The organism is Sphingomonas sediminicola (assembly GCF_014489515.1).
Classification (GTDB): domain Bacteria; phylum Pseudomonadota; class Alphaproteobacteria; order Sphingomonadales; family Sphingomonadaceae; genus Sphingomicrobium; species Sphingomicrobium sediminicola.
In genome coordinates this window covers 640,701-661,565 of sequence record NZ_CP060782.1, presented here as the reverse complement: position 1 = coordinate 661,565, position 20,865 = coordinate 640,701, and the positions used below count along the sequence as shown (strand labels likewise).

The following is a 20,865-nucleotide window of genomic DNA, read 5'->3' as shown; positions in this document are numbered from 1 at the left end:
CCTTGGCGCGCAAGCCCGTCGCAGTTGTCGATATCGGTTCGAACTCCGTGCGACTTGTCGTCTATTCCGGGCGGCAGCGCGCCCCCACACCGATCTTCAACGAGAAGGTGATGGCGGGACTGGGCGCGGGCCTTCGCGACGACGGAAATCTCTCCGACGACAGCGAGCGAAAGGCGCTCGCGGCGCTGAGCCGGTACAAGCTCCTGCTTCGGCACATGGGCGTGAAGGACGCTCGCGTGGTCGCCACCGCGGCCGTTCGCGACGCCGGGAACGGTCCGGACTTCGTGCGCGAGGTCGAGAAGCTCGGCCTCAAATGCGAGATCGTCAGCGCGCTCGACGAGGCGCGCTATTCCGGCTTGGGCGTATTGTCCGCCTTCCCCGGTGCCAGCGGAGTGGTCGGAGACCTCGGCGGCGGCAGCCTTGAGCTGACGGAAGTCGGCGATGGCGAAACGGGCCACGCGACATCGCTTCCGCTTGGCGTGCTGCGCGTCGGGCTCGGCAAGTCCGGCGAGCAGGCCGCGCGGGACGTCCTTCGACGGGGAATCAAGGACGCCGGGCTCCTGAAGTCAGCCCGTGACAAGCCCTTCTACATGGTCGGCGGCTCGTGGCGTGCGCTCGCGAAGATGGACATGATCACGACCGATTTTCCACTGCCAGCGATGCACCATTATCGAATGAAGCCCGAGCGCGCGGCGGAGCTTCGCAAGCTGGCGGATCTCGCAACCATTTTCGAGGGCGGCCTTTCGAGCGCACGTCTCGCAAGCGCTCCGGTTGCGGCCATGTTGCTTGAGCAGATCGTCAGGACGCTGGAGCCGAGCGAGTTGATCGTTTCGGCATTCGGGCTGCGTGAAGGGCTGCTCTACTCGCAGCTCGATGAGAAAATGCGGCAGCTCGATCCACTGGTCGAGGCCGCTCGCGATGCGGGCGGCGGCGAGCGTCGCTTCGGCGAGCACGGAGGCCTACTCCACGAATGGATCTCACCTCTGTTCGACGATCCGCCTAAGCTAAAGCGACTGAACCTCGCATCATGCCTGCTCGCCGACGTCGCATGGCAGGCCGCGCCGATGTTCCGGGCTGACCGCGGCGTCGAAATGGCGCTCCACGGCGACTGGACCGCGGTCGATGCGCCGGGCCGGGTGATCATGGCGCAGGCTCTGTCGTCGAACTTTGGGCGTGAACGCCTGCCAGACTCGCGCCTGACGCAGCTCTGCAAGCCCGAGCAACTGGAGCGCGCGCACTGCTGGGGGCTGGCGATGCGGCTCGGCCAGCGGATCAGTGGCGGCGTTGCCTCGGTACTGGAAAAGACCAGCCTCAACCTCAGCAGGACCGCCGTCACATTATGCGTACCGCACCGCGAGGAATCGCTCGCGGGCGATGCTGTCCGCCGGCGGCTCCAGCGGCTTGCCGACGCCCTCGATCGGAAGGCGGAGGTCGCGGCGTTCATCTGACCGGTAAGTGGTGTGGCGTTCGCGCGTGCCTCCCGCTAGGAGCCTCCCGCATGGGGCGCTTACTTCCACTGAGCAACAGGCCGTTGGACGAGCATCCGCCGAGCCGATGCTCGAGCAAGTCCTTGCATGGTCCGCAGTCAACAGCGGCTCGCGCAATCTCGACGGGCTTGCGCGGATGGCAAGCCTGCTCGGCGATGCCTTCTCGGCCCTTCCTGGAAGCGCGGTGCTTGTCGATCCCGCCCCGGTCGACGCGGTGGACGCGGCGGGCAAGACGATCGCCATCGCCCATGGCCGCAACCTGCACCTGAAAGTGCGGCCCGAAGCTCCGGTCCAGCTGCTGTTCACCGGGCACATGGACACGGTGTTTGGGGTTGATCACGCGTTCCAGGAAACGCGCTGGCTCGACGAAGGGGTTATCAACGGACCCGGCACAGCCGACATGAAGGGCGGCATTGCGGTCATGCTCGCGGCGCTGAAGGCGATTGAAACAAGTGGCGCGACCAACCTCGGCTACGAAGTCATCATCAACAGCGATGAGGAAGTCGGCTCGCTCGGATCGGCTCCGCTGATTGCGGAGGCAGCGCGCGGCAAGAAGGCAGCGCTGACTTACGAGCCATCCGCTTTGCCCGACGGTACACTCGCCGGCGCACGGCCGGGCAGCGGCAATTTTGCAATCACCATTCACGGTCGCTCCGCCCATGCCGGCCGCAATCCCGAGGATGGCCGCAACGCCCTGACCGCCGCTGCGCATCTCGCTTTGCTGTTCGAGGCGATGCGCCAACCGGGTCTGTCGGTAAACCCGGCACGGATCGACGGCGGGTCGCCGTCGAACGTCGTCCCCGATATCGCCATCCTGCGCGTGAACATGCGTCCCGCGACGCCGGAACTTCAGCGCATCGCCCAGGCAATGATCGACGAGGCGATCGCTCTCGTTTCGAGCGAGCGCGAGGTTCAAATCCACATTCATGGCGGGTTCGCCCGTCCGCCGAAGCCGATGACTCCCGAAGCGGAGGCTTTGTTCGGCCTGGTGAAGCAGGCCGGTTCCGACCTCGGCCAGGCCATCGGCTGGCAATCGACCGGCGGCGTTTGCGACGGCAACAACATCGCCGCGTGCGGCGTGCCCGTGGTGGACACAATGGGCGTGCGCGGTGGCAAGATCCACAGCATGGAGGAATTTCTGATCGTCGAAAGCCTGAAGGAGCGCGCGGCCTTGTCGGCGCTCACCATCCTGCGGCTTGCCGGAGGCGCGACATGACGTTCCGCGTTCGTCCCGCAACCCCCGACGATTTCGGGGCAATCTACGAAATGGCGAAACTGACCGGCGGCGGCTTCACCAACCTTCCGCCCGACCGCGCGACCCTGGTCGAGAAGCTCGCGCGGTCGGAGGAAAGCTTCTCCCGAACCGAGGACATCCAGTCGGACGACCTCTACGTCTTCGTCCTTGAAGACCCCAAGGCCAAGATCATCCGGGGCACCTGCCAGGTGTTCGGACAGGTCGGGGTCCGGCAGGCCTTCTATTCCTATCATGTGAGCACCCTGACCCAGACCAGCCCGAGCTGGGCAAGACGTTCCGTAACCAGATGCTGACCCTGACGACCGACCTCGAAGGGTCATCGGAAGTCGGCGGCCTGTTCCTCCATCCGCAGGCGCGTGCAGGCGGCTGGGGATCGCTGATCGCGCGAAGCCGCTACCTCTTCATCAAGCAGCATCGCGCGCGCTTCGGCGATCGCGTGCTCGCCGAGCTTCGCGGGTCATGGACGAGGGCGGCAATTCGCCGTTCTGGGATGGTCTCGCCGGCCGCTTCTTCGACATGACCTTTCCGGAGGCCGACGAGTTCAATGCGGTGCACGGGACTCAATTCATCGCCGATTTGATGCCGAAGACGCCGATCTACGTGTCGCTTCTGAGCGAGCAGGCGCGGGCGGTGATGGGCCTTCCGCATCCGACCGGCCGGGCGGCCCTGCGCATGCTCGAGGAAGAGAATTTCGTCTTCGACCGCTATATCGACATCTTCGATGGCGGCCCGACGGTCACCGCGCACACCGACGACATCCGGACCATCGAGGAATCCGACGAAGAGACGATCGAGGAGATCGCGCCGGGCGGGAAGACGAAGATGCTCCTCGCACTCGGCCGGCTCAAGGACTTCAGGGCCTGCCTCGCATCGACGCGTCGCGCTGGCCGCAAGGGTCTCTGCATCGATCCCGAGGCCGCCGAACTGCTCGGCGTCAAGGAAGGGGACACGGTCCTCGCCGTGAAGCGCTGATGGCCCTGCGCGAGATCAATTTCGACGGGATCATCGGCCCCTCGCACAATTATGCGGGGCTGAGCTTCGGCAACCTCGCCTCGACGAAGAATGCAGGCCAGATTTCTCAGCCGCGCGCTGCTGCGCTGCAGGGCCTCGACAAGATGCGCGCCAACCTTGCGCTCGGGCTTGCGCAGGGGATCTTCGTCCCGCTTTCACGGCCGAACCGCGATTGGCTCTCGGCGCTCGGGACGACAATCGAGGAATGCGAGCCGGTGCTTGCGGCGGCCGCCATGTCGGCGTCGGCGATGTGGGCCGCGAACGCTGCGACCGTCTCCCCTGCACCCGACACGAACGACGGCAAGACGCACCTGACGGTCGCGAACCTTCGCACCATGCCGCACCGCAGCCACGAATGGCCGGGCACGCTTGCGCAGCTCCGCATCGCGTTCGGTGACCGAAAGCATTTCGCGGTTCACGACCCTGTTCCGCCCGCGTTCGGCGACGAGGGCGCGGCCAATCACATGCGGCTGACGTCGAAGCATGGCGAGCAGGGGCTGGAGCTTTTCGTCTACGGCGTGACTGGCGGAGCCTTCCCTGCCCGCCAGCATCTGCAAGCCTCGAAGGCCATTGCACAGCTGCACGGGCTCGACCCGGATCGCACATTGTTCGTCGAGCAGTCCGAGGAGGCCATCGCCGCCGGCGCCTTCCACAATGACGTTGTCGCCGTCGCCAACGAGAACGTCCTGTTCGCGCACGAATTGGCGTTCGCGGATCGCAACGCGGTGCTCGCTTTCTGCGAAAAGCGCCTCCCCGGCTTCGAGCTGGTTGAAGTGCCGTCGGCCGACGTTCCGATCGGCGATGCGATCACATCCTACCTCTTCAACGCGCAGCTGGTGTCGCCTCCCGACGGCGAGATGACCCTCGTCGTCCCGACCGAGGCCCGCGAGACTCCGACCGTCTGGGCCTGGCTGGAAAAGCATGTCGCCAGCAACGGTCCGATCCGCCGCGTCGAGGTCGTCGACGTGCGCCAGTCGATGGCCAACGGCGGCGGCCCGCCTGCCTGCGCCTCCGCGTCGTCGCGGACCCTGAAACCGTCGATCCGCGCTTCATGGTCGACGACGGCAAGCTGGACCGGCTCTCCGAGGTCGTCCGCCGGAATTGGCCGGTCGAAATCGACACAGCGGACCTGCAGAAGCCAGCACTCATCAAGGATGTTGAAGCCGCTCGAAAGGCGCTTCTTGAAGGGCTCGATCTGACCCAGCTCGCCTGAATCCCGAAACGAGACAGAATCCCCTTCTTAACCCTATCGTAACCCTGTTCATTAGGGTGGGAACGGCTCAAAACTGCGCCTGACTCGTTCAGGTGTTAATGATGACGATGCTCAGCAAAATTGGTCGGTTGTTCACGATCAAGACCCGTACCGAAGCCTGGCTGGTGACCTACGCAATCGCTGTGGGTGCTGTTGAACGGGCTCGCCATTATCTCGAACTCTATCCGGGCAACGGCGGCGTGCTTCTGGCGATCGCCTGCACGGGCGTCGTGTTCATCGCCGGCGCAAAGCTTCTGGATTCGGTGACGCCTGCGCCTGCTGCCCTGAAGATTGGCCGTCACGCGCCGCCGGTTGCGCGGCGGCGGCATCAGCTCATTCGTAATCGACCCAAATCGCGCCCGACGCGTTTCGGTTCAGGATCACGGTTTTTACTTCGCAGAGATTGACGCCGGACCAGACGACCGGGCCGACACCTTGAAGCGTCGCCTGGATGTCGAACGCGCAATCGGGATCCTTGAAGTTGATGGTCCCCCGCCCGCCCGGTGACGGAGCGGTGCCGAGGTTCCTCCACCCCTCAGTGCCGTAACGCCTGATCGTCAGGCCGGACATGTTGAGGCCGGTCGCGTTGACGACCGAGAAGCCAGACGCACCTTGGGCCACGGCGGGCATTGGCGCCACCGCGGCCCAAGCTGCAATCGTCAGGGCGATAAGCCTGTTCACGCGGGCAATATAATCGCGCCCGCGCTTAACAGGAAATTACTTCAGCGACTCAGGCCGCCTGCAGCTCCTGGTAGCTGGGGCGCGAGCTCCAGCCGATGACCGTGGCGCGATTGCCGTTGCAATAGGCTTCCTGCAGCGGAAGCGCGGTTCCGCAGAACGCACATTCGGCGAGCATGCGGCCAAGATACCAGTGCGTGCGCCCGCAACCCGGGCAGTGATTCACTTCATTCTCCCGGTACACGGCGTGATAGCCGCGAACAGCGGGGTTGAACGGGTCGCGGCGGGATTCAATCGGATTCAACATCTTCATTCCTTCCAGCCTTTCGCCTTCCAACGAGCGATGAGTCGTTAGGTTTCGGGATAATCCGCAATTGCGGCAGTATTGTCGCCCCTCCGCCACAACCTGTGTCAGGGCGGGACGAAACCGGCGGTTCGTCGGACTCCCTGTGGATATTAACTTAGTCTTAGTGATCCGTACGCATCGTGCATCTGTGGGGAAGGAGCCTTTGGGGAGGCGTGGACCATGGAGTCGAACGAGCGTTACTATCGTCGCAGGGCAGTTGAAGAGCGTATGGCGGCACAACGAGCAATGACGGAACAGGCCCGTGCCTGGCATTCCAAGCTCGCCGCGGATTTCGCGGAACGTGCCCAGGTTTATGCGATTATTCCTGCCAGCGCCTGAAAGGCCTGCAGAAACTTTCTAATAAAAGATCAGGTGGCGTGTGCAGTTTGAGGCTGCTCGCTCGGACGCCATCCTGACGGCGTAACCCGCCAGACCACATTCCCGAAATCGTCAGCGACCAGCAAAGCACCGAATCTGTCGACCGCGACTCCCACCGGCCGGCCGAATCCTTTGTCCGCCTTCGCGTCGACGAAGCCGGTGACGACATCGACCGGCTTTCCTGACGGCCGCCCGCCCGAGAACGGGACATAGACGACCTTGTAGCCGTACGGCGTGTAGCGGTCCCAGCTTCCGTGCTCGCCGATGAAGGCCCCGCCCTTGAACTGGGGCATCAGGTCGCCCGTGTAGAAAGCGAGCCCCAACGGAGCGACGTGCGAGCCGAGCGCGTAATCCGGCTTGATCGCCCTTGCGACCATTTCCGGATTCTGAGGCCGCACGCGCGGATCGAGGTGCTGGCCGTAATAGGAATAGGGCCAACCGTAAAAACCGCCATCGCGGACCGAGGTCAGGTAATCGGGAACGAGATGCGAGCCGAGCTCGTCGCGCTCGTTCACGACAACGTAGAAGGTGTTCGTCCCCGGATAGAAGGCTGGACTGTTGGGATTGCGGAGCCCTCTCGCGAACTCGCGCGCTGCACCGGTCTTCCGGTCGATCTCCCAGACGGCCGCCCTGCCCAGCTCGGCGTCGAACCCGTTTTCGACGATATTGCTGTTGGATCCGACCGTTGCGTAGAGCTTCGACCCGTCCGGGCTTGCCACCAGACTCTTGGTCCAGTGGTGATTGATGATCCCGGCCGGAAGCGGCGTCAGCATGCGGCCGGGACCACCGACCTTCACCTGCCCCGGAACATAAGGATAGGCCACCACGCCATCGGTGTTGGCGACGTAGAGCGTGCCATCGACCCAAGTGACCCCGAACGGCGCGTTCAGATTGTCGAGAAGCGTGGTCTCGAGCTCCGGCTTCCCGTCGCCGTTCGCGTCGCGGACGAGAGTGATCTTGCTGGCCGGCTGCGCCCCGCCCTTGCTGGTTGCGGCACTTCCCCACACCCAGTTGAAGACGATATCCTTGGGTTTCTTGACCGGCTCGGATGGCGGCTTCGCCTGCACGACGAGTATGTCGCCGTTGGGCAGGACATACAGGAATCGTGGATGACTGAGCCCCGTCGCCAGGGCTTCACCTCAAGGCCAGTCGCAACGTCGGGCGTATGTCCTTTCTCCCAGCCGGGTCCCGGGATGACGTTGATCGGCGGGACCAGGAACTGCTTCGGTTCGGGGAGAACGGGGTTCGAGCCGAACTGGCTCGAATCGTCGAACTTGGGATCGCTGCAAGCGGCGAGCGCCGACACGGCGAGCCCGGCCAGCAACATGCTTCGGATGCCGATCATGCCGCCCTCCTCGACGTCACGACGCCCAGGAAGGCCGCAACGATCAGCAGCAATGTCGTGACGCCGGAGAGGATGATCCCTCGGGTACGACGGCGGTCCAGCCGTCCCGGCTGTGGACGAAGGCATTGAGGAGGCCGAGAAGCAAGGCGGCGAGCGTCAGGAGCATATGCCATCCCGAGCCTCGCGCACGGGTCGAGCGGCGGCTAGCCAGCCAGTCGAAGATGCCGATGAGGACCGCGAGGCCGCCCGCAACCAGGCCGGCGACGATCAGCCAGATCGAGAAGATCGGCCAGATGAAATAGGTCGAGCGGACGTAGGTCACGTCAATCAGGAAGGCCAAAAGAAAATAGGCGATCGGAAGCGCACCCAAGAGCGCATGAAGCGTGTCGAGCGCGCCGTGGCTAACCCGAACGGGCTCATCCCCGGGAAGATACTCAGCCATACACATCGCCTCTCAAGTGGCGTGCGCACTACGGCCAAGCCGCCTAGCGGTTCCAACAACAATGACGTGAGGAAAATGGCGCGCCCGGAACGATTCGAACGTCCGACCCTCAGATTCGTAGTCTGATGCTCTATCCAGCTGAGCTACGGGCGCGCGGCCGTGGAAACGGCAGGGGCGCGACATAGGAGGCTGATGCCGGAGAGGCAAGCCCGAGATTGCAGGCGATGAGGCCCGCTCCTACAGCATGGCCCATGCGGACCCGCTTTTCGCTCGTAATCGCGTCGTTTGGCCTCGTCAGCGCTTGCTCGACCTCCCCTGAAGGCCCGACGCCATCGCTGGCGCCGCGGGCCGCCGAGGCGATCGATCCGCGCATCCCGATTCCCAGCGAAGTGCAGGTCGGACCGGCCGACGCCTCTCTTTCCGCCCATCTCGCCTTCCTGGTCGACCAGGCGCAGGCGGGCGATTCCGCCTTCCAGAGCGCGGTGGGTGATGCCGAGCGGCTCGCCGAGGCTGCCGGCAAGCAACAGAGCGAAAGCTGGATCGCGGCGCAGCAGGCCCTGTCTGCCGCACAGGCCGCGCGAGCGCCGACGACTCGTGCGCTGGGGACATAGACGCGCTCGCGTCCATCGCTCTCGAAACGAAGGGCGGGATTCCCGCGGGCAACCTCGCCGCGATCCAGCAGGCCGCGAAGACAGTATCGGCGATCGACCGCAACCAGTCCGACCGCATCGACGCGATCGAGAAGCGCCTCGGCCTCTAACCGAGTGCAGCGGCCCTGGCTGCAGGCCACTCATCCGCATCAATTCTATAGGTGATCACCGGGTTCAGCTCCGGGGGCATGTCGGTGCTCTGGAAGTCCATGTCTTCGCGGCGGTTCATGCGTAGGCGCTTCATCAGGCCCTGGCTGGCCTCATTCTGCCGGACGGTGAGCGCCACGACGTGCGGTGCTCCGAACGTCTCAAACGCGAGGTCGAGACTCGCGATTGCGGCTTCCTTCGCATAGCCCTGCCCCACGCATCCTCGCGCAGGCGCCAGCCCACCTCGAAATCGCCGGGGTTCGGAGCGCCTTCGCTGTTCACCCTCTTCAACCCGCAAAAGCCGAGCAGAGCGCCATCGAATTTTCGCTCGACGATCCAAAAGGTGTGGCCGAATTCGCGCTGGTACCGTTCGATGCGGCCAAGCGCGGCCTCATGCTTCTCACGCGGCCAGACGCCGCCGAGCCACCGCATGACCGGTTCGGTGTTGGTGTGGCGGACGAACTCGTCGAGGTCTTCCGGATCCCATGTACGCAGGCGGAGCCGTTCGGTCTCCGCGACAATCTCAGCCATTCAGTGTTTTCACTCCCTCGACAATGGCATCTATGGCCTGGTCCACATGCTCGACATGCGTGCGAAAGCAGAGGATCGCGCAGCGGATGTAGTAGGTGCCGTCGATCCGGGTGCCGCTCATCATGACGCGGCCTTCCTGCTGCAGGTGTTTGAGCAGTCGCTCCGTGAATTCGTCCGCATCGCCGCCTTCAGGCACATAGCGGAAGGCGACGACGGACAGGTCCGGCGCCGGACCGGGATCGAAGCCGTCGATCTCGGACAGCCGCTGGTGGAAATATCGGGCGAGCGCAAGCTTCTCCGATTGGGCGGCGCGGAAGGCGGCGACGCCGGCGATCTGCAGCGGAAGCCAAAGCCTCATTGCGCGGAAATGGCGCGTCAGCTCGGGTGACAGATCGGCGGGCGACGGCCCGACTTCGGACTCGCCGAGAGGGCTGATGTAATGGGCGGTGGCGCTGAAGGCCTCGGTCAGGTGCCTCCCGTCGCGGACCAGCGCTGCGCCTGTCCCGTAGGGCAGGAACAATGTCTTGTGCGGATCGAGCGCGACGCTGTCGGCCTGGTCGATGCCCTGGAGCAGCTCGCGGCCCTCGTCACATAGCGCGAACAGCCCTCCGTAAGCCCCATCGACGTGAAACCATGCGCCGTATTTGCGGCAGAGTTCGGCAATCTCCGGCAGGGGATCGATTGCGCCCGTGTCGACCGTCCCGCCCGACGCGACGACCAGCCACGGGCGGATGCCGTTGCGCACGTCCGCCTCAAGCGCTTCCTCGAGCGCCGCGACCGACATGCGGTGGCTCGCATCGGTCTCGATCTGCCGGCGAGGCGATCGGCCCCTTCCCGCGATGTGGAGCGCCTTTTCGATGCAATAATGGGCGAAGCGGGTCGTATAGACCGCGCCGCCGCCGTCCGGATCGCGAGCTTCTCGCGCGGCGACAACGGCGGTCAAATTGGCAATACTTCCGCCGCTGGTCAGCGTCCCCGCCGCGGTCTCTGGATAGCCAATGACGCTCGCCAGCCATTGCGTGCAGGCATTCTCGATGCGCACCGCACCGGGGCTTGCCGAGGCGAAACCCGAATATTTGTTCGAAGCGGCCGCAAGCAAGTCGCCTAGCGCCGAGTGGAACAGTCCCCGCCCGGGATGTAGGCCATGAACCTTGGCGATGTGGTGGCGAAACCCGGCCGGTCGACGCATTCCGCAACGTAATCGAGCACTCGTGCCGGATCGCGACCCTGCTCGGCAAACTCGGGCTCCAGATGCTGCGAGAATACCTCCGACCAGGGCCGGTTGGTCGATGCCGTCTCGACCTGCTCGAGATAGGCCAGGGCATGATCCAGAGCCTGCTTTCCAAGCGAACGGCGAGCCTCGGCGTCCGGCTCCAGCGGGGAAGCCGCCTCGCGCAACCGGAGGATTGCGGTGCGCAGGTCTTCCGGCATCAGCTCTGGATCAGCCGCGCGGCGTCGAGTGCGTGGTAGGTAAGAACGCCGGTAGCTCCGGCGCGCTTGAAGGCCATCAGCGTTTCCAGGATCAGTGCGTTGCGGTCGCCGGCGCCCGCAGCAGCGGACGCCTCGATCATCGCATATTCGCCGCTCACCTGGTAGACGAAGGTCGGCACTCCGAACGCGTCCTTCACGTGGCGGACGACGTCGAGATAGGGCAGTCCCGGCTTCACCATTACGAAGTCTGCGCCTTCCGCTAGGTCCAGCTCCACCTCCCGCAGCGCTTCCTCGATGTTGGCGGGGTTCATCTGGTAGCCGCGCTTGTCGCCCTTCAGCCGGCCGAGCGAGCCAACCGCCTCTCTGAACGGTCCGTAAAAGGCCGAAGCGTACTTTGCCGCATAGGCCATGATCGCGACGTTATGGTGTCCGCCCTCTTCCAGGGCCGACCGGATCGCGGCGACGCGTCCGTCCATCATGTCCGACGGCGCGATGATATCCGCGCCAGCCTCGGCCTGCACGACTGCCTGGTCGACGAGGATCGACACGGTATCGTCGTTGATGACCCAGCCGGTCTCGTCGACGATCCCGTCGTGACCGTGCGCCGTATAAGGGTCGAGCGCGACGTCGGTCAGGACCCCGATCTCCGGCACCGCATCCTTGATCGCCTTGGTCGCACGGCAGATGAGGTTGTCGGGGTTGAGAGCTTCACGCGCATCTTCGGTGCGAAGCTCGCTCGGCGTGTTCGGGAACAGCGCGATGCACGGGATTCCGAGGCTCGCTGCTTCCTTGGCCTTGGCGGTGATCCGATCGATGCTCCAGCGGCTGACGCCCGGCAGCGACCCGATCGGTTCTTCGCAGCCGGAGCCTTCGCAAATGAAGAGAGGCAGGATGAAGTCGCTCGGATGCAGCCGATTCTCGGCAAGCATGTCGCGCATCCAGGGGCTCGAACGGCCGCGGCGCATGCGCAGGGCTGGATAGGACGCTGTCATTGCGCGCGCAGATAGACTGGGAGTGCGGGGGAAAGAAAGGGCACGCCGAACATTGAGGTCACGGATGGGCAAATCTCTACCGAAGCAAGCGATCCTCGTGGTCAACGCGGGGAGCCGCAAGGGCGCCGACCTCTTTGCGGAGGCGCGCGACAAGCTGATCGCCGCCGGGATCGAACTGCTCGCCGCCAAGAAATGCAAGACCGCCAAGTCCATGGAGACAGAGGTCAAGCAGGCGCTGGAGAAGGCGCCGATGGTGATCGTCGGCGGCGGCGACGGGTCGCTGTCCTCGTTCGTCGACTATTTCATCGGCACGGACGTGGTGTTCGCTTTGCTTCCGCTCGGCACCGCCAACAGCTTTGCGCGGACGATGGGCGTGCCGCTCGACCTGGACGGCGCGGTGGACGTGATCGCCAAGGGCGAAGCGCGGGAGATCGATGTCGGCTGCATCAATGGCGATTACTTCCTCAACGCAGCGGCGATGGGCCTGGCGCCAAAGGTCGCGGAAAGCGTGCCGCACGGCCTGAAGCGCACCCTCGGGCGGCTCGGCTACCTCATCTGGGCCGGATGGTCGGCGGCCAACTTCCGCGCTTTCCGGGTCAAGCTGGAGGACGGCAAGCGCACGGTGCGCATGTGGGCAACCGAGGTGCGCATCGCCAATGGCCGCTTTCACGGCGGGATCGAGCTGATCGAGAATGCCGACCTCAAGAGCGGCGAGATCGTCGTACAGGTCGTCACCGGCCGGAGCGTAGCCAAGCTCGGCTGGAGCTATTTCGCGTCTGCCGTCAAACTAAAGGCACGGCACCAGACGGTCCGCGAATTCGTCGCCAGCGAGTTCACGCTCAGCACTAAGCCGAGGATGAAAGTCTCGATCGACGGCGAAGTCGGCGCCGAGACTCCTCTCAAGATCAGCGCACTGCCGGATGGCGTGACGATCGCTGCCCCGCGCGATTAGCCTGCCGGATTGAGCGCGCCGCCCGGTTCGCGAGTGGCCTCCGCTTCTTCGATGCACTCGTCCACGCTCGGCTGGACGGCCATTCGCGCCTTTCGCCAGCCGCCCTTGAAATAGTAGGCGACGGCCAGAAGCATATTGGCAGCCGAAGCAACCGGGAAGCTGCTCCACAGCGCGTCGGCACCCAGCCATTCGTAGGTCGCGAGGATCCATCCGAACCTGACCGCCACCAGGCCGACGGCGAGGATGATCAGCGGCGCCCACACCGCGCCGTTCGCGCGCACGGTCCCGAACAGAACCATCGTCACGCCGAACAAAAGGAAGTTCCAGGTCGCCAGCATGTGAATGTGGCGGGCGATCGGCAGAGCGGGACTGTCGCTACCCATGAACAGCGCCAGCACGGTACGATCCGCCAGCGTCAGAAGGACGATCAGCGCCCCGGTGATCAGCAATGTGTAGATGACCCCCGACCGTGTGATCGCATTGACCCGGTCCCAGCGGCCCGCGCCGATGTTCTGCGCAGTCATCGCGCTAACCGCAGCACCGAGAGCCATCGCCGGCATCTGCACGTAGGTCCACAGCTGCATCGCCACGCCGAACGCTGCGGTCGTATCTACGCCTTCACGATTTACGAGGCTGACGAGCGCCAGTGCCGACATCGAGATGACGACCATCTGAATGCCCATCGGCAGACCCTTGGTGACAATCGTCCTGAGGATCGCAAAATTGGGCCAGAGGTAGCAAAGCTCCCGCCCCGCAGCCGGAGCGGTAAATCCTGCGCGTACATGTAGATCAGTAGGCCGATCAGGGCGAGGTAATTGCCGACGAGCGTCGACATGGCCGAGCCAGCGATTCCCATGCGCGGGATCGGGCCGAGGCCAAGGATGAAGACCGGATTGAGGCCGCTGTCGAGGACGACGGCGACGATCATGAACCAGAGCGGCGTCAGGCTGTCCCCTGCCCCGCGCAGCGCCATCATCAGGAGGGTCAACAGCAGCAGCGCCGGCATGGCGAGGAAAATCACCCGCAGATATTCGAGCGCGAGCTGCTCCGCGTCGCCCGGCGTCCCGAGCGCGTGGAGAATGGCTGGAGACAGGAACCAACCCGCTATCGCTATGAGGATGGTGATGATCCCGAACGCGCCCGCGGCGGTGCCGAAGATCTTGCGCGCCTCGTCGACGTCCTTCCGGCCCCAATACTGGCCGATGAGGATGGTCGAAGCCATTCCGAAGCCGAACACGAAGGCGGTCAGCAGGAACATGACCATGTTGGCGTTGGACGTCGCGGCAAGCGCGTGCTCGCCGAGGAAGCGGCCGACCCAGATCGCGTTGATCGTGCCGTTCAGCGACTGGAGGATCGACGAGGCGAGCGTCGGGATGGCGAACTTGAGCAGGGTCGGACCAATGCTGCCCTGCGTCAGGTCGCCCCGTCCGCGCAATGCCGCGTCCGCCATTCAGAAACTCCTCTAGCCGAGCCGCTCCAACGCAGCGCGGTAACGTTCGGCCTCAGCGGACTTCTCGGCATAGTCGGAACGGGCCTTATCGACGGCCTCCGGCTTGGCGCGCTCGGTGAAGGCCGGGTTATTCAGGCGTTGGGCAAGATTGTCGCGTTCCTTTTCGGCGGCTCCTACGGCTTTCAACAGGCGTCCGCGCTCGGCTGCGAGGTCGATCACGCCTCCCAGCGGAAGGGCATAGGTCGTTCCTCCAACCACGACCTGCGCCGCGCCAGCACCGTCGAACGGCGAAAGCTGGATCGATTCCAGCCGCGCCAGACGCGTCAGCATGGCGTGAAGGCGATCGAGGCGATCGGCGATCTCATCCGGCGCGTTCGTCGCGAATAGGTGCAGCTTGGCCGACGGCGGCACGTTGAGCTCGGTGCGAGCTGAGCGAACCTCGCTGACGACATCGATCAGCCATTCGATTTCCGCCTTCGCGCGCGGGTCACCTTGAGCCTGCGGCTCCGGCCACTTCGCCACGATCAATTCGTAAGGCCGCTCGTTCGCGTTCCACAGCTCTTCGGTAACGAAGGGCATGAACGGGTGGAGCATGACCAGGATCTGGTCGAACGCCCAGGCGGCAACACGCTTGGTTTCCTCGTCGAACGCGCCCTTCACCAGCTCCAGGTACCAGTCGCAGAAGGTGCCCCAGGTGAAGTGGTAGATGGCGTTCGCCATGTCGTCGAAGCGTAGCTCGTCAAACGCCTTGTCGAGCAGGGCGAGCGTTTCGACGACCTCGCCAATGATCCAGCGATTGACCGGAAGCTCGACCTCGGGCGCGGCGATGCTTTGGCTCGCGCCAACGCCTTTCATCTGCAGGAAGCGCGCGGCATTCCACAGCTTGGTCGCGAAGTTGCGATAGCCTTCGACCCGCTTCTCATCGAGCTTGATGTCCCGGCCCTGGCTTTCCATCGCCGCCATCGTGAAGCGCAAGGCGTCGGCGCCGTATTTGTCGATCAGACCCAGCGGATCGACCGTATTGCCCTTCGACTTCGACATCTTCTGGCCTTTGGCATCGCGGACCAGGCCGTGGAGGTAGAGCGTCTTCCACGGGCGCTCGCCCATGAACTCGAAACCCTGCATTGCCATGCGGGCATCCCAGAAGAAGATGATGTCGAAGCCGGAAATGAGGACGTCGTTCGGGTAGTGTCGCTTCAGGTCGTCGGTCGCATCCGGCCAGCCGAGCGTCGCGAACGGCCACAGCGCCGAGGAGAACCAGGTGTCGAGAACATCTTCGTCCTGGCGGAGCTCGACGCCCTCGCCAGCCTGTTGTTGCGCTTCTTCAAATGTTTCCGCGACAAAAACATTGCCACTTGCATCGAACCATGCCGGGATGCGGTGGCCCCACCATAACTGTCTGGAAACACACCAGGGTTGGATATTTTCGAGCCAGTTGAACCAAGTCTTCTTCCAGGTCTCCGGCACGACCGCGATGTCGCCCGACCGCACTGCCTCGATCGCCGGTTTCGCCAGCGTTTCGGCGTCGACGTACCACTGGTCGGTCAGCATCGGCTCGATCACCAGCCCCGACCGGTCGCCGAAAGGCTGCATGATGAGCTTGTCCTCGACCGTTACCATCAGGCCCTCGGCGTCGATGTCGGCCACCACGGCCTTTCGAGCGTCGTAGCGATCCAGCCCGCGATATTCCTCGGGCACGAGGTTCAGCGCGTCCACCTCTTCGGGGCTTGCCGTCGCCCCGCGAGCGATCTCGACGGCACGCTTCGCGGACTCCTCGTAGGACGGCCCGTCGCTGCGCATGTGCGCGGTGCCGTCCATCAGCCGGTACATCGGAATGCCGTTGCGCTGGGCGACGCCATAGTCGTTGAGGTCGTGCGCGCCGGTGATCTTCACCGCGCCCGAACCGAAATTGGGATCCGGATAGTCGTCGGTTATGATCGGGATCAGGCGGCGATGCTCCTTCGGCCCAACCGGGATTTCGCAAAGCTTGCCGACGATCGGCCGGTAGCGCACGTCGTCCGGATGAACCGCAACCGCGCCGTCGCCGAGCATGGTCTCGGGTCGTGTGGTGGCGATCGAGATGTAGTCGCGTGTCTCCTGGAACGTGACGTTCCCGTCCTCGTCCTTCTCGACGTAGGTATAGGTCTCACCGTCGGCGAGCGGATATTTGAAGTGCCACATGTGGCCCTGCACTTCGCGGTTCTCGACTTCGAGATCGCTGATCGCTGTCTGGAACTTGGGGTCCCAGTTCACGAGGCGCTTGGCGCGATAGAGCAATTTGCGATTGTAGAGCTCGACGAAAACCTTGATGACGGCCTTCGAAAAGCCCGGGTCCATCGTGAACCGCTCATTCGCCCAGTCGCATGACGCGCCGAGACGGCGAAGCTGGCGAGTGATCGAGCCGCCCGATTGCGCCTTCCACTCCCAGACATGCTCAAGGAAGGCCTCGCGGCCGATCTCAGCGCGCTTGACGCCCTGGCTTTCGAGATTGCGCTCGACCACCATCTGCGTGGCGATTCCGGCATGGTCCGTCCCGACCACCCAGAGCGCGTCCTTGCCGCGCATGCGTTCGCGCCGGGTCAGAACGTCCTGAAGCGTATTGTCGAGTGCATGGCCGATGTGCAGCGAGCCCGTGACGTTGGGCGGCGGCATGACGATCGTCCACGGCTCCTCGTCCGGCCGCGCGGGCCGGAAGAGTCCTTTGGACTCCCAATGCTCATACCAGCGCTGCTCGATCGCGGACGGATCGAAGGTTTTCGGCAATTCGCTCATGCGCGGCGGTTAGCGATGCCGCGCTGCAGCATCAACCTTACTGCGCGGGCTTGCCCATCCAGCGGTTCATCCAGCCGAACACCTCGTCATACCACTGGATCGAGTTCTTGGGCTTCAGCACCCAGTGGTTCTCGTCCGGGTAAATCAGCAGGCGCGACGGGATGTTGCGCCGCTGGAGCGCCGTGAACGCCGCAATCCCCTGCGTATAAGGGACGCGGAAGTCATTCTCGCTGGTGATAACCAGTTGCGGCGTCTTCCAGGCGCTGACGTAATTGACCGGGTTCCACTGCTCGAATGCCGCGGGATCCTCGTAGTACGGCTTACCGCCGTGCTCCCATTCGTCGAACCACAACTCTTCCGTCTCATAGGCCATGGCGCGAGCGTCGAAGATTCCGTCATGCTGGACGAGGCACTTGAACCGGTCGGGCCAGCGGCCTTCGATCCAGTTCATCATGTAGCCGCCGTATGAGCCGCCGAGCGCGCAGGCATTGCCCGCGTCGAGCTGTGGTTCATGCCCAGTGACGTAGGCGAGCCCCTTCTGCAGGTCCTCCAGCGGCCAACCGCCCCAATTCTTGTTGATGGAGTCCGTGAAGGCCTGGCCGTAACCGGTCGATCCGTGGAAATCGACTGTGACCACGCCATAGCCCGGCCCGGAGAAGACGCGCGGGTTCCAGCGGTACGACCAGCTGTTGCTGAACGTGCCCTGCGGTCCGCCGTGGACCAGCAAAGCGATTGGCAGTTTCCCGGTCGCGTCGGCCGGCTTCAGGGTCCAGCCCCAAACCGTATCGTTGTTGGCGCCGGCGAAGCTGAACTTCTTGAAAGTGACCGGGTCGAGCTCAGCGAGGAGCGCGCCATTGGCATTGGTCATCTTCACGGCCTTGCCGCTGCGATCCAGGCGGTAGATCTCGTCCGGCGCCATGATGCTGTTCATGGTCGCGACTGCGCCGCCGTTCGGTAGCGCGCGGACGTTGCCGAAGTGCCCGTCGCGGGTAAGGCGCGTCACCTTGCCGCTCTTGGCATCGACGCGGAACACTGGCTGTTCGAGCGTGTCCTCGGCGGTCACGAGCAGGCTCTTTCCGTCGCGGGCCCATTCGATCGAGCCGACCGAGCGGTCCCAGCCTTGAGTTAGAGCGCGCGTCTGGCCCGTGGCGAGGTCGCGGAGCTGGAGAACTTGGCGGTCGGCTTCGTAGCCTGCGCGGGCCATCGCGAAGTAGGCGAGCGTCCGCCCGTCCGGCGAGACAGCGGCAGGTTATCCGTGCCCTCGTTGGCATCGGTCAGGTTGGCCGGCGGAGCGCTGCCGTCGGCAGGGCTCGCGAAGATGTCGAGATTGGTCGAAAGCGGCTCGATACGACCGGCCTCCCGAAGCGCGAAGTAAACCGTCCTGCCGTCGGGCGCGAACGCGATCTCCTCGCCGCCGCCCATGGGCTTGGACGGCGTATCTCCCTCAAGATTGTCGGTGAGACGAACACCCCGCCCGTCAGCTTTCCGCCCTCGATCGGGAAGGAATAAATGCGCGACCTGGTGCCGGGTTCGGCCCAGCTATCCCAGTGCCGAACGAACAATTTATCGTAAGTGCGACCGGTGCCCGCAGGCTTTGCCGGGAAGGTCGTCGCCGCGCAGGCGAGGTCCGGGCAGTCCTTCTGGTCGGCCCAGACGATCACGCGGTCGCCGGTGGGAGCGAGCTTGAACCCGGCAACGTCGGCGCCGAAGTCGCTCATCTGCTGCGGAGCGCCGCCGATCGGCATCCGGAAAAGCTGGTCGCGCTCGCCGACCGCCATCAGGAAGTAGAGCGCGCCGTCCACGCCGAACACGGCGTCGTGACCCTTCTGCGCGCCCGTCACGGCTTTCGGTGCCGCTCCCGACATAGTCAGGTCGAGTAGATAGAGGGTGTTGTTTCGCTTGTTCGCCGCCAAGTCGGTGTCGGAAATGGTGAACACCGCCCACTTGCCGTCCGGCGAGAGCTCCGGAGCGCCAACGCGATGCATCATGTGCATGTCAGTGGCGGTCATCGGTCGGGCAGTGGCAGGCGAAGTGAGGGCGAGAGAGGCGGCGGAAGCGGCCACGAACAGCGACGTCTTGATCATGCCGGAGGCGTAGCAAAGCCTCCGCGTGGCGCAAGAGTTAGACGGGCCGCCCCGTGATGCGCGTGATTTCGCGGCGAACATGCTCGTCCACCAGTCGCGGCAGATGATCATCCAGCCATTGCTTCAGGATCGGGCGGAGCATCTCGCGGATCATCTCTTCGAGCGGATTGGCCTGTGGCGGGGCAGCGGGCACGGACGCAGCGACCGTGCTCAGCTGGTCGAACGCGCTGCGGCTGGCGGCGGCTGCGGTATCCTTGAGAAGCGGCGGGCCGAGGTCCGCCGTGGGCGCTAGCTCCTCATTGAGTTCGAGGACGTCTTCACCTTCGTGCTCATTGTCCTGTTCGATCTGATCTGCGGTGGTTTCCGCAGCGCGTGCATCCTTGTCCTCCGCGATCACCTTTTTGATCGACGCGAGGATTTCTTCCATCGAAGGTTCGCGGCCAGACGCAATCATTTAGCCGATATCGCTTATTGCTTCGGCGGAGTCACGCTCTGCGTCGTTGGCGGCGGCGTGACGGGCGTTCCAGCCTGCTCGGCCGGAGTGACGGTGCGGGTCGAGACTGGCGCCGTGACCTTCTCGCCAGCCCAGTCGTTCCAGTTGCCCGCGACGCGGCGATAATTGCCGAGCGGATCGTAGAGCGGACCGCCGTCGAGGCCGAGGTCCTGCGCCTCCGCCTGACCCATTGCGTTCAGAAGCTGGAAGCCGGCGACATAGGCGTCGCGGCGAGCCGTCACGAGTGCGACCTGCGAGTTCAGAAGCTCCTGCTCTGCGTTGAGGACGTCGAGGACGGTGCGGGTGCCGACGCTCTGCTCCGCGCGAGCGCCTTCAAGCGCAAGCTCGTTCGCAGAAACGGCAGTCTGGTTCGACTGGATTGCCTCCTGTGCAGCCATGTAGGCGGCGAAGGCCGAGCGGGTGTTCGCAACGACCGTGCGCTCCGTTCCAACGGCCTGCTCGAGGATCTGCGACTGGATGGCCCGAGCCTGACGCACACGTGCTGCCGGCAGACCTCCCTGGTAGAGCGGAATACGCGCCTGGACGCCCGCACTCGTCGCGGTCGTGCTTCCAGCTGCGAACGGACCGAACTGGTCCTGCTCGGTACCGAGATAGTCAGTGTAGCGGCCCGCGCCGAACGCTTCGACCGTCGGCAGGCGGGTGGCGCTGGCAACGTTGACGTCGAGCCCGGCTGCGCGAGCCTGCTGGTTGATCGCGATCAGATCGGGATTGCTCGCCAGCGCGATGTGGACCGCTTCTTCCGGCGACTTGGGGAGCGGCGGAAGCGGCGGCGGAGGCGCCAGCGTATCCGGCGAATGGCCGATCACCCGGCGGTAATTCTCCTCGCTCCCGGCGGAGCGCGAGCGAGCAGTCGCGAGGTTCGAGCGGGCGAGCTCGAGGCGCGCCTCCGACTGTGCGACGTCGGTTCGGGTGAGATCGCCGATCTCGAACCGATCCCGCGTCGCCTGCAGGTTGGTCGACAGAACCTGAACCTGGTTGGTGTTCAGCTCGACGATCGCGCGGTCGCGGATCACGTCCATGTAGGCAGCGACCGCCTCCGTGAAGACATCGCCTTCGACGGCTCGAAGCGTCGCCCGGCCCGCTTCGACACGGGTCTTGGCGGCCTTGATCTGGCTACTGACGCTACCGCCGTTGAACAAAGGGTAGCT

General features: G+C 64.5%; 16 protein-coding genes, 1 tRNA gene and 6 pseudogenes. 7 read left to right on the top strand and 16 right to left on the bottom strand.

Going from position 1 to position 20,865, the window contains the following annotated elements; translation table 11 throughout:
• Nucleotides 1-2 precede the first annotated feature (2 nt).
• The 4 genes and pseudogenes from H9L14_RS03640 to H9L14_RS03625 all read left to right on the top strand — a co-directional run bounded on the left by H9L14_RS03640 (nt 3) and on the right by H9L14_RS03625 (nt 4,966).
• Nucleotides 3-1,448: a Ppx/GppA family phosphatase gene (locus H9L14_RS03640; protein ID WP_187709261.1), complete on the top strand. Its 1,446-nt coding sequence runs from the start codon at nt 3-5 to the stop codon at nt 1,446-1,448.
• Nucleotides 1,449-1,554: 106 nt separating this feature from the next.
• On the top strand, nt 1,555-2,703 hold the full coding sequence (locus H9L14_RS03635; RefSeq protein WP_187709260.1) for a hydrolase: 1,149 nt from the start codon (nt 1,555-1,557) through the stop codon (nt 2,701-2,703).
• Nucleotides 2,700-3,714: pseudogene (locus tag H9L14_RS03630) on the top strand (arginine N-succinyltransferase). Before H9L14_RS03635 ends, H9L14_RS03630 begins: the two are co-directional and overlap by 4 nt.
• Nucleotides 3,714-4,966, top strand: a pseudogene (locus H9L14_RS03625) (N-succinylarginine dihydrolase). Before H9L14_RS03630 ends, H9L14_RS03625 begins: the two co-directional pseudogenes overlap by 1 nt.
• A 95-nt stretch (nt 4,967-5,061) precedes the next feature.
• Here H9L14_RS03625 and H9L14_RS16890 read toward each other — a convergent pair.
• From H9L14_RS16890 to H9L14_RS03610, 3 genes are read right to left on the bottom strand one after another with little or no spacing between them, the layout of a single operon-like run.
• A complete protein-coding gene (locus H9L14_RS16890; RefSeq protein ID WP_187709259.1) occupies nt 5,062-5,334 on the bottom strand; it encodes a hypothetical protein in 273 nt (90 codons plus the stop codon).
• Nucleotides 5,335-5,338: 4 nt separating this feature from the next.
• Nucleotides 5,339-5,686, bottom strand: coding sequence for a hypothetical protein (locus tag H9L14_RS03615; RefSeq protein WP_187709258.1), 348 nt, complete (start codon nt 5,684-5,686; stop codon nt 5,339-5,341).
• Nucleotides 5,687-5,735: 49 nt separating this feature from the next.
• A complete protein-coding gene (locus tag H9L14_RS03610) occupies nt 5,736-5,990 on the bottom strand; it encodes a hypothetical protein (protein WP_187710021.1) in 255 nt (84 codons plus the stop codon).
• A 219-nt stretch (nt 5,991-6,209) separates the two neighbouring features.
• On the opposite strand from H9L14_RS03610, the gene H9L14_RS03605 reads away from it, so the two are divergent.
• Nucleotides 6,210-6,368 carry a hypothetical protein gene (locus H9L14_RS03605; protein ID WP_187709257.1) on the top strand — a complete coding sequence of 53 codons (159 nt, stop codon included), beginning with the start codon at nt 6,210-6,212 and terminating at the stop codon, nt 6,366-6,368.
• Between the two features lie 29 nt (nt 6,369-6,397).
• Here the strand turns inward: H9L14_RS03605 and H9L14_RS03600 are convergent.
• From H9L14_RS03600 to H9L14_RS03590, 3 genes and pseudogenes are all read right to left on the bottom strand, one after another.
• A pseudogene (locus H9L14_RS03600) lies at nt 6,398-7,752 on the bottom strand (PQQ-dependent sugar dehydrogenase).
• 43 nt (nt 7,753-7,795) lie between these two features.
• The gene (locus tag H9L14_RS03595; protein ID WP_187709256.1) at nt 7,796-8,194 is read right to left on the bottom strand and encodes a DUF2231 domain-containing protein; all 399 of its coding nucleotides are present in this window, start codon (nt 8,192-8,194) and stop codon (nt 7,796-7,798) included.
• A gap of 76 nt (nt 8,195-8,270) precedes the next feature.
• Nucleotides 8,271-8,347, bottom strand: a tRNA-Arg gene (locus H9L14_RS03590).
• A 98-nt stretch (nt 8,348-8,445) separates the two neighbouring features.
• Between H9L14_RS03590 and H9L14_RS03585 the strand changes: the two genes are divergently transcribed.
• Complete coding sequence (locus tag H9L14_RS03585; RefSeq protein WP_187709255.1) at nt 8,446-8,805, top strand: hypothetical protein; 360 nt, start codon at nt 8,446-8,448, stop codon at nt 8,803-8,805.
• A 145-nt stretch (nt 8,806-8,950) separates the two neighbouring features.
• Here H9L14_RS03585 and H9L14_RS16480 read toward each other — a convergent pair whose 3' ends face one another.
• The 5 genes and pseudogenes from H9L14_RS16480 to hemB all read right to left on the bottom strand — a co-directional run bounded on the left by H9L14_RS16480 (nt 8,951) and on the right by hemB (nt 11,945).
• The gene (locus tag H9L14_RS16480) at nt 8,951-9,073 is read right to left on the bottom strand and encodes a hypothetical protein (protein ID WP_281389419.1); all 123 of its coding nucleotides are present in this window, start codon (nt 9,071-9,073) and stop codon (nt 8,951-8,953) included.
• Nucleotides 9,074-9,130: 57 nt separating this feature from the next.
• Nucleotides 9,131-9,522: pseudogene (locus H9L14_RS03580) on the bottom strand (GNAT family N-acetyltransferase); the annotation flags it as partial.
• Nucleotides 9,515-10,621, bottom strand: coding sequence for a pyridoxal phosphate-dependent decarboxylase family protein (locus tag H9L14_RS03575; RefSeq protein ID WP_246444403.1), 1,107 nt, complete (start codon nt 10,619-10,621; stop codon nt 9,515-9,517). The pseudogene H9L14_RS03580 and the gene H9L14_RS03575, both read right to left, overlap by 8 nt.
• Nucleotides 10,622-10,626: 5 nt before the next feature.
• Nucleotides 10,627-10,953, bottom strand: a complete 327-nt coding sequence (locus H9L14_RS03570; RefSeq protein ID WP_187709253.1) for a hypothetical protein — start codon at nt 10,951-10,953, stop codon at nt 10,627-10,629.
• The gene (gene hemB, locus H9L14_RS03565) at nt 10,953-11,945 is read right to left on the bottom strand and encodes a porphobilinogen synthase (RefSeq protein WP_187709252.1); all 993 of its coding nucleotides are present in this window, start codon (nt 11,943-11,945) and stop codon (nt 10,953-10,955) included. The genes H9L14_RS03570 and hemB overlap by 1 nt, the downstream gene beginning before the upstream one ends.
• 64 nt (nt 11,946-12,009) lie before the next feature.
• Between hemB and H9L14_RS03560 the strand changes: the two genes are divergently transcribed.
• Nucleotides 12,010-12,897: a diacylglycerol/lipid kinase family protein gene (locus H9L14_RS03560; protein WP_187709251.1), complete on the top strand. Its 888-nt coding sequence runs from the start codon at nt 12,010-12,012 to the stop codon at nt 12,895-12,897.
• Here H9L14_RS03560 and H9L14_RS17290 read toward each other — a convergent pair.
• The 5 genes and pseudogenes from H9L14_RS17290 to H9L14_RS03535 form a co-directional block, all read right to left on the bottom strand.
• Nucleotides 12,894-14,347 (bottom strand): annotated as a pseudogene (locus H9L14_RS17290) (MATE family efflux transporter). The gene H9L14_RS03560 and the pseudogene H9L14_RS17290 sit on opposite strands and share 4 nt — an antisense overlap.
• 12 nt (nt 14,348-14,359) lie before the next feature.
• Nucleotides 14,360-17,119, bottom strand: coding sequence for a valine--tRNA ligase (locus H9L14_RS03550; RefSeq protein WP_187709250.1), 2,760 nt, complete (start codon nt 17,117-17,119; stop codon nt 14,360-14,362).
• Nucleotides 17,120-17,156: 37 nt separating this feature from the next.
• Nucleotides 17,157-19,203: pseudogene (locus H9L14_RS03545) on the bottom strand (S9 family peptidase).
• Between the two features lie 37 nt (nt 19,204-19,240).
• Nucleotides 19,241-19,630, bottom strand: coding sequence for a DUF2497 domain-containing protein (locus tag H9L14_RS03540; protein WP_246444401.1), 390 nt, complete (start codon nt 19,628-19,630; stop codon nt 19,241-19,243).
• A gap of 41 nt (nt 19,631-19,671) precedes the next feature.
• The gene (locus tag H9L14_RS03535; RefSeq protein ID WP_484592946.1) at nt 19,672-20,856 is read right to left on the bottom strand and encodes a TolC family outer membrane protein; all 1,185 of its coding nucleotides are present in this window, start codon (nt 20,854-20,856) and stop codon (nt 19,672-19,674) included.
• Between the last annotated feature and the right edge of the window lie 9 nt (nt 20,857-20,865).

Coding starts and splice junctions, on each gene's coding strand:
- H9L14_RS03635 (WP_187709260.1), top strand. CDS start 1,555: ATGCTCGAGCAAGTCCTTGCATGGTCCGCAGTCAACAGCGGCTCGCGC.
- H9L14_RS16890 (WP_187709259.1), bottom strand. CDS start 5,334: ATGCCGCCGCCGCGCAACCGGCGGCGCGTGACGGCCAATCTTCAGGGC.
- H9L14_RS03610 (WP_187710021.1), bottom strand. CDS start 5,990: ATGTTGAATCCGATTGAATCCCGCCGCGACCCGTTCAACCCCGCTGTT.
- H9L14_RS03605 (WP_187709257.1), top strand. CDS start 6,210: ATGGAGTCGAACGAGCGTTACTATCGTCGCAGGGCAGTTGAAGAGCGT.
- H9L14_RS03595 (WP_187709256.1), bottom strand. CDS start 8,194: ATGGCTGAGTATCTTCCCGGGGATGAGCCCGTTCGGGTTAGCCACGGC.
- H9L14_RS03585 (WP_187709255.1), top strand. CDS start 8,446: ATGCGGACCCGCTTTTCGCTCGTAATCGCGTCGTTTGGCCTCGTCAGC.
- H9L14_RS16480 (WP_281389419.1), bottom strand. CDS start 9,073: ATGAACCGCCGCGAAGACATGGACTTCCAGAGCACCGACATGCCCCCG.
- H9L14_RS03570 (WP_187709253.1), bottom strand. CDS start 10,953: ATGCCGGAAGACCTGCGCACCGCAATCCTCCGGTTGCGCGAGGCGGCT.
- hemB (WP_187709252.1), bottom strand. CDS start 11,945: ATGACAGCGTCCTATCCAGCCCTGCGCATGCGCCGCGGCCGTTCGAGC.
- H9L14_RS03560 (WP_187709251.1), top strand. CDS start 12,010: ATGGGCAAATCTCTACCGAAGCAAGCGATCCTCGTGGTCAACGCGGGG.
- H9L14_RS03550 (WP_187709250.1), bottom strand. CDS start 17,119: ATGAGCGAATTGCCGAAAACCTTCGATCCGTCCGCGATCGAGCAGCGC.
- H9L14_RS03540 (WP_246444401.1), bottom strand. CDS start 19,630: ATGGAAGAAATCCTCGCGTCGATCAAAAAGGTGATCGCGGAGGACAAG.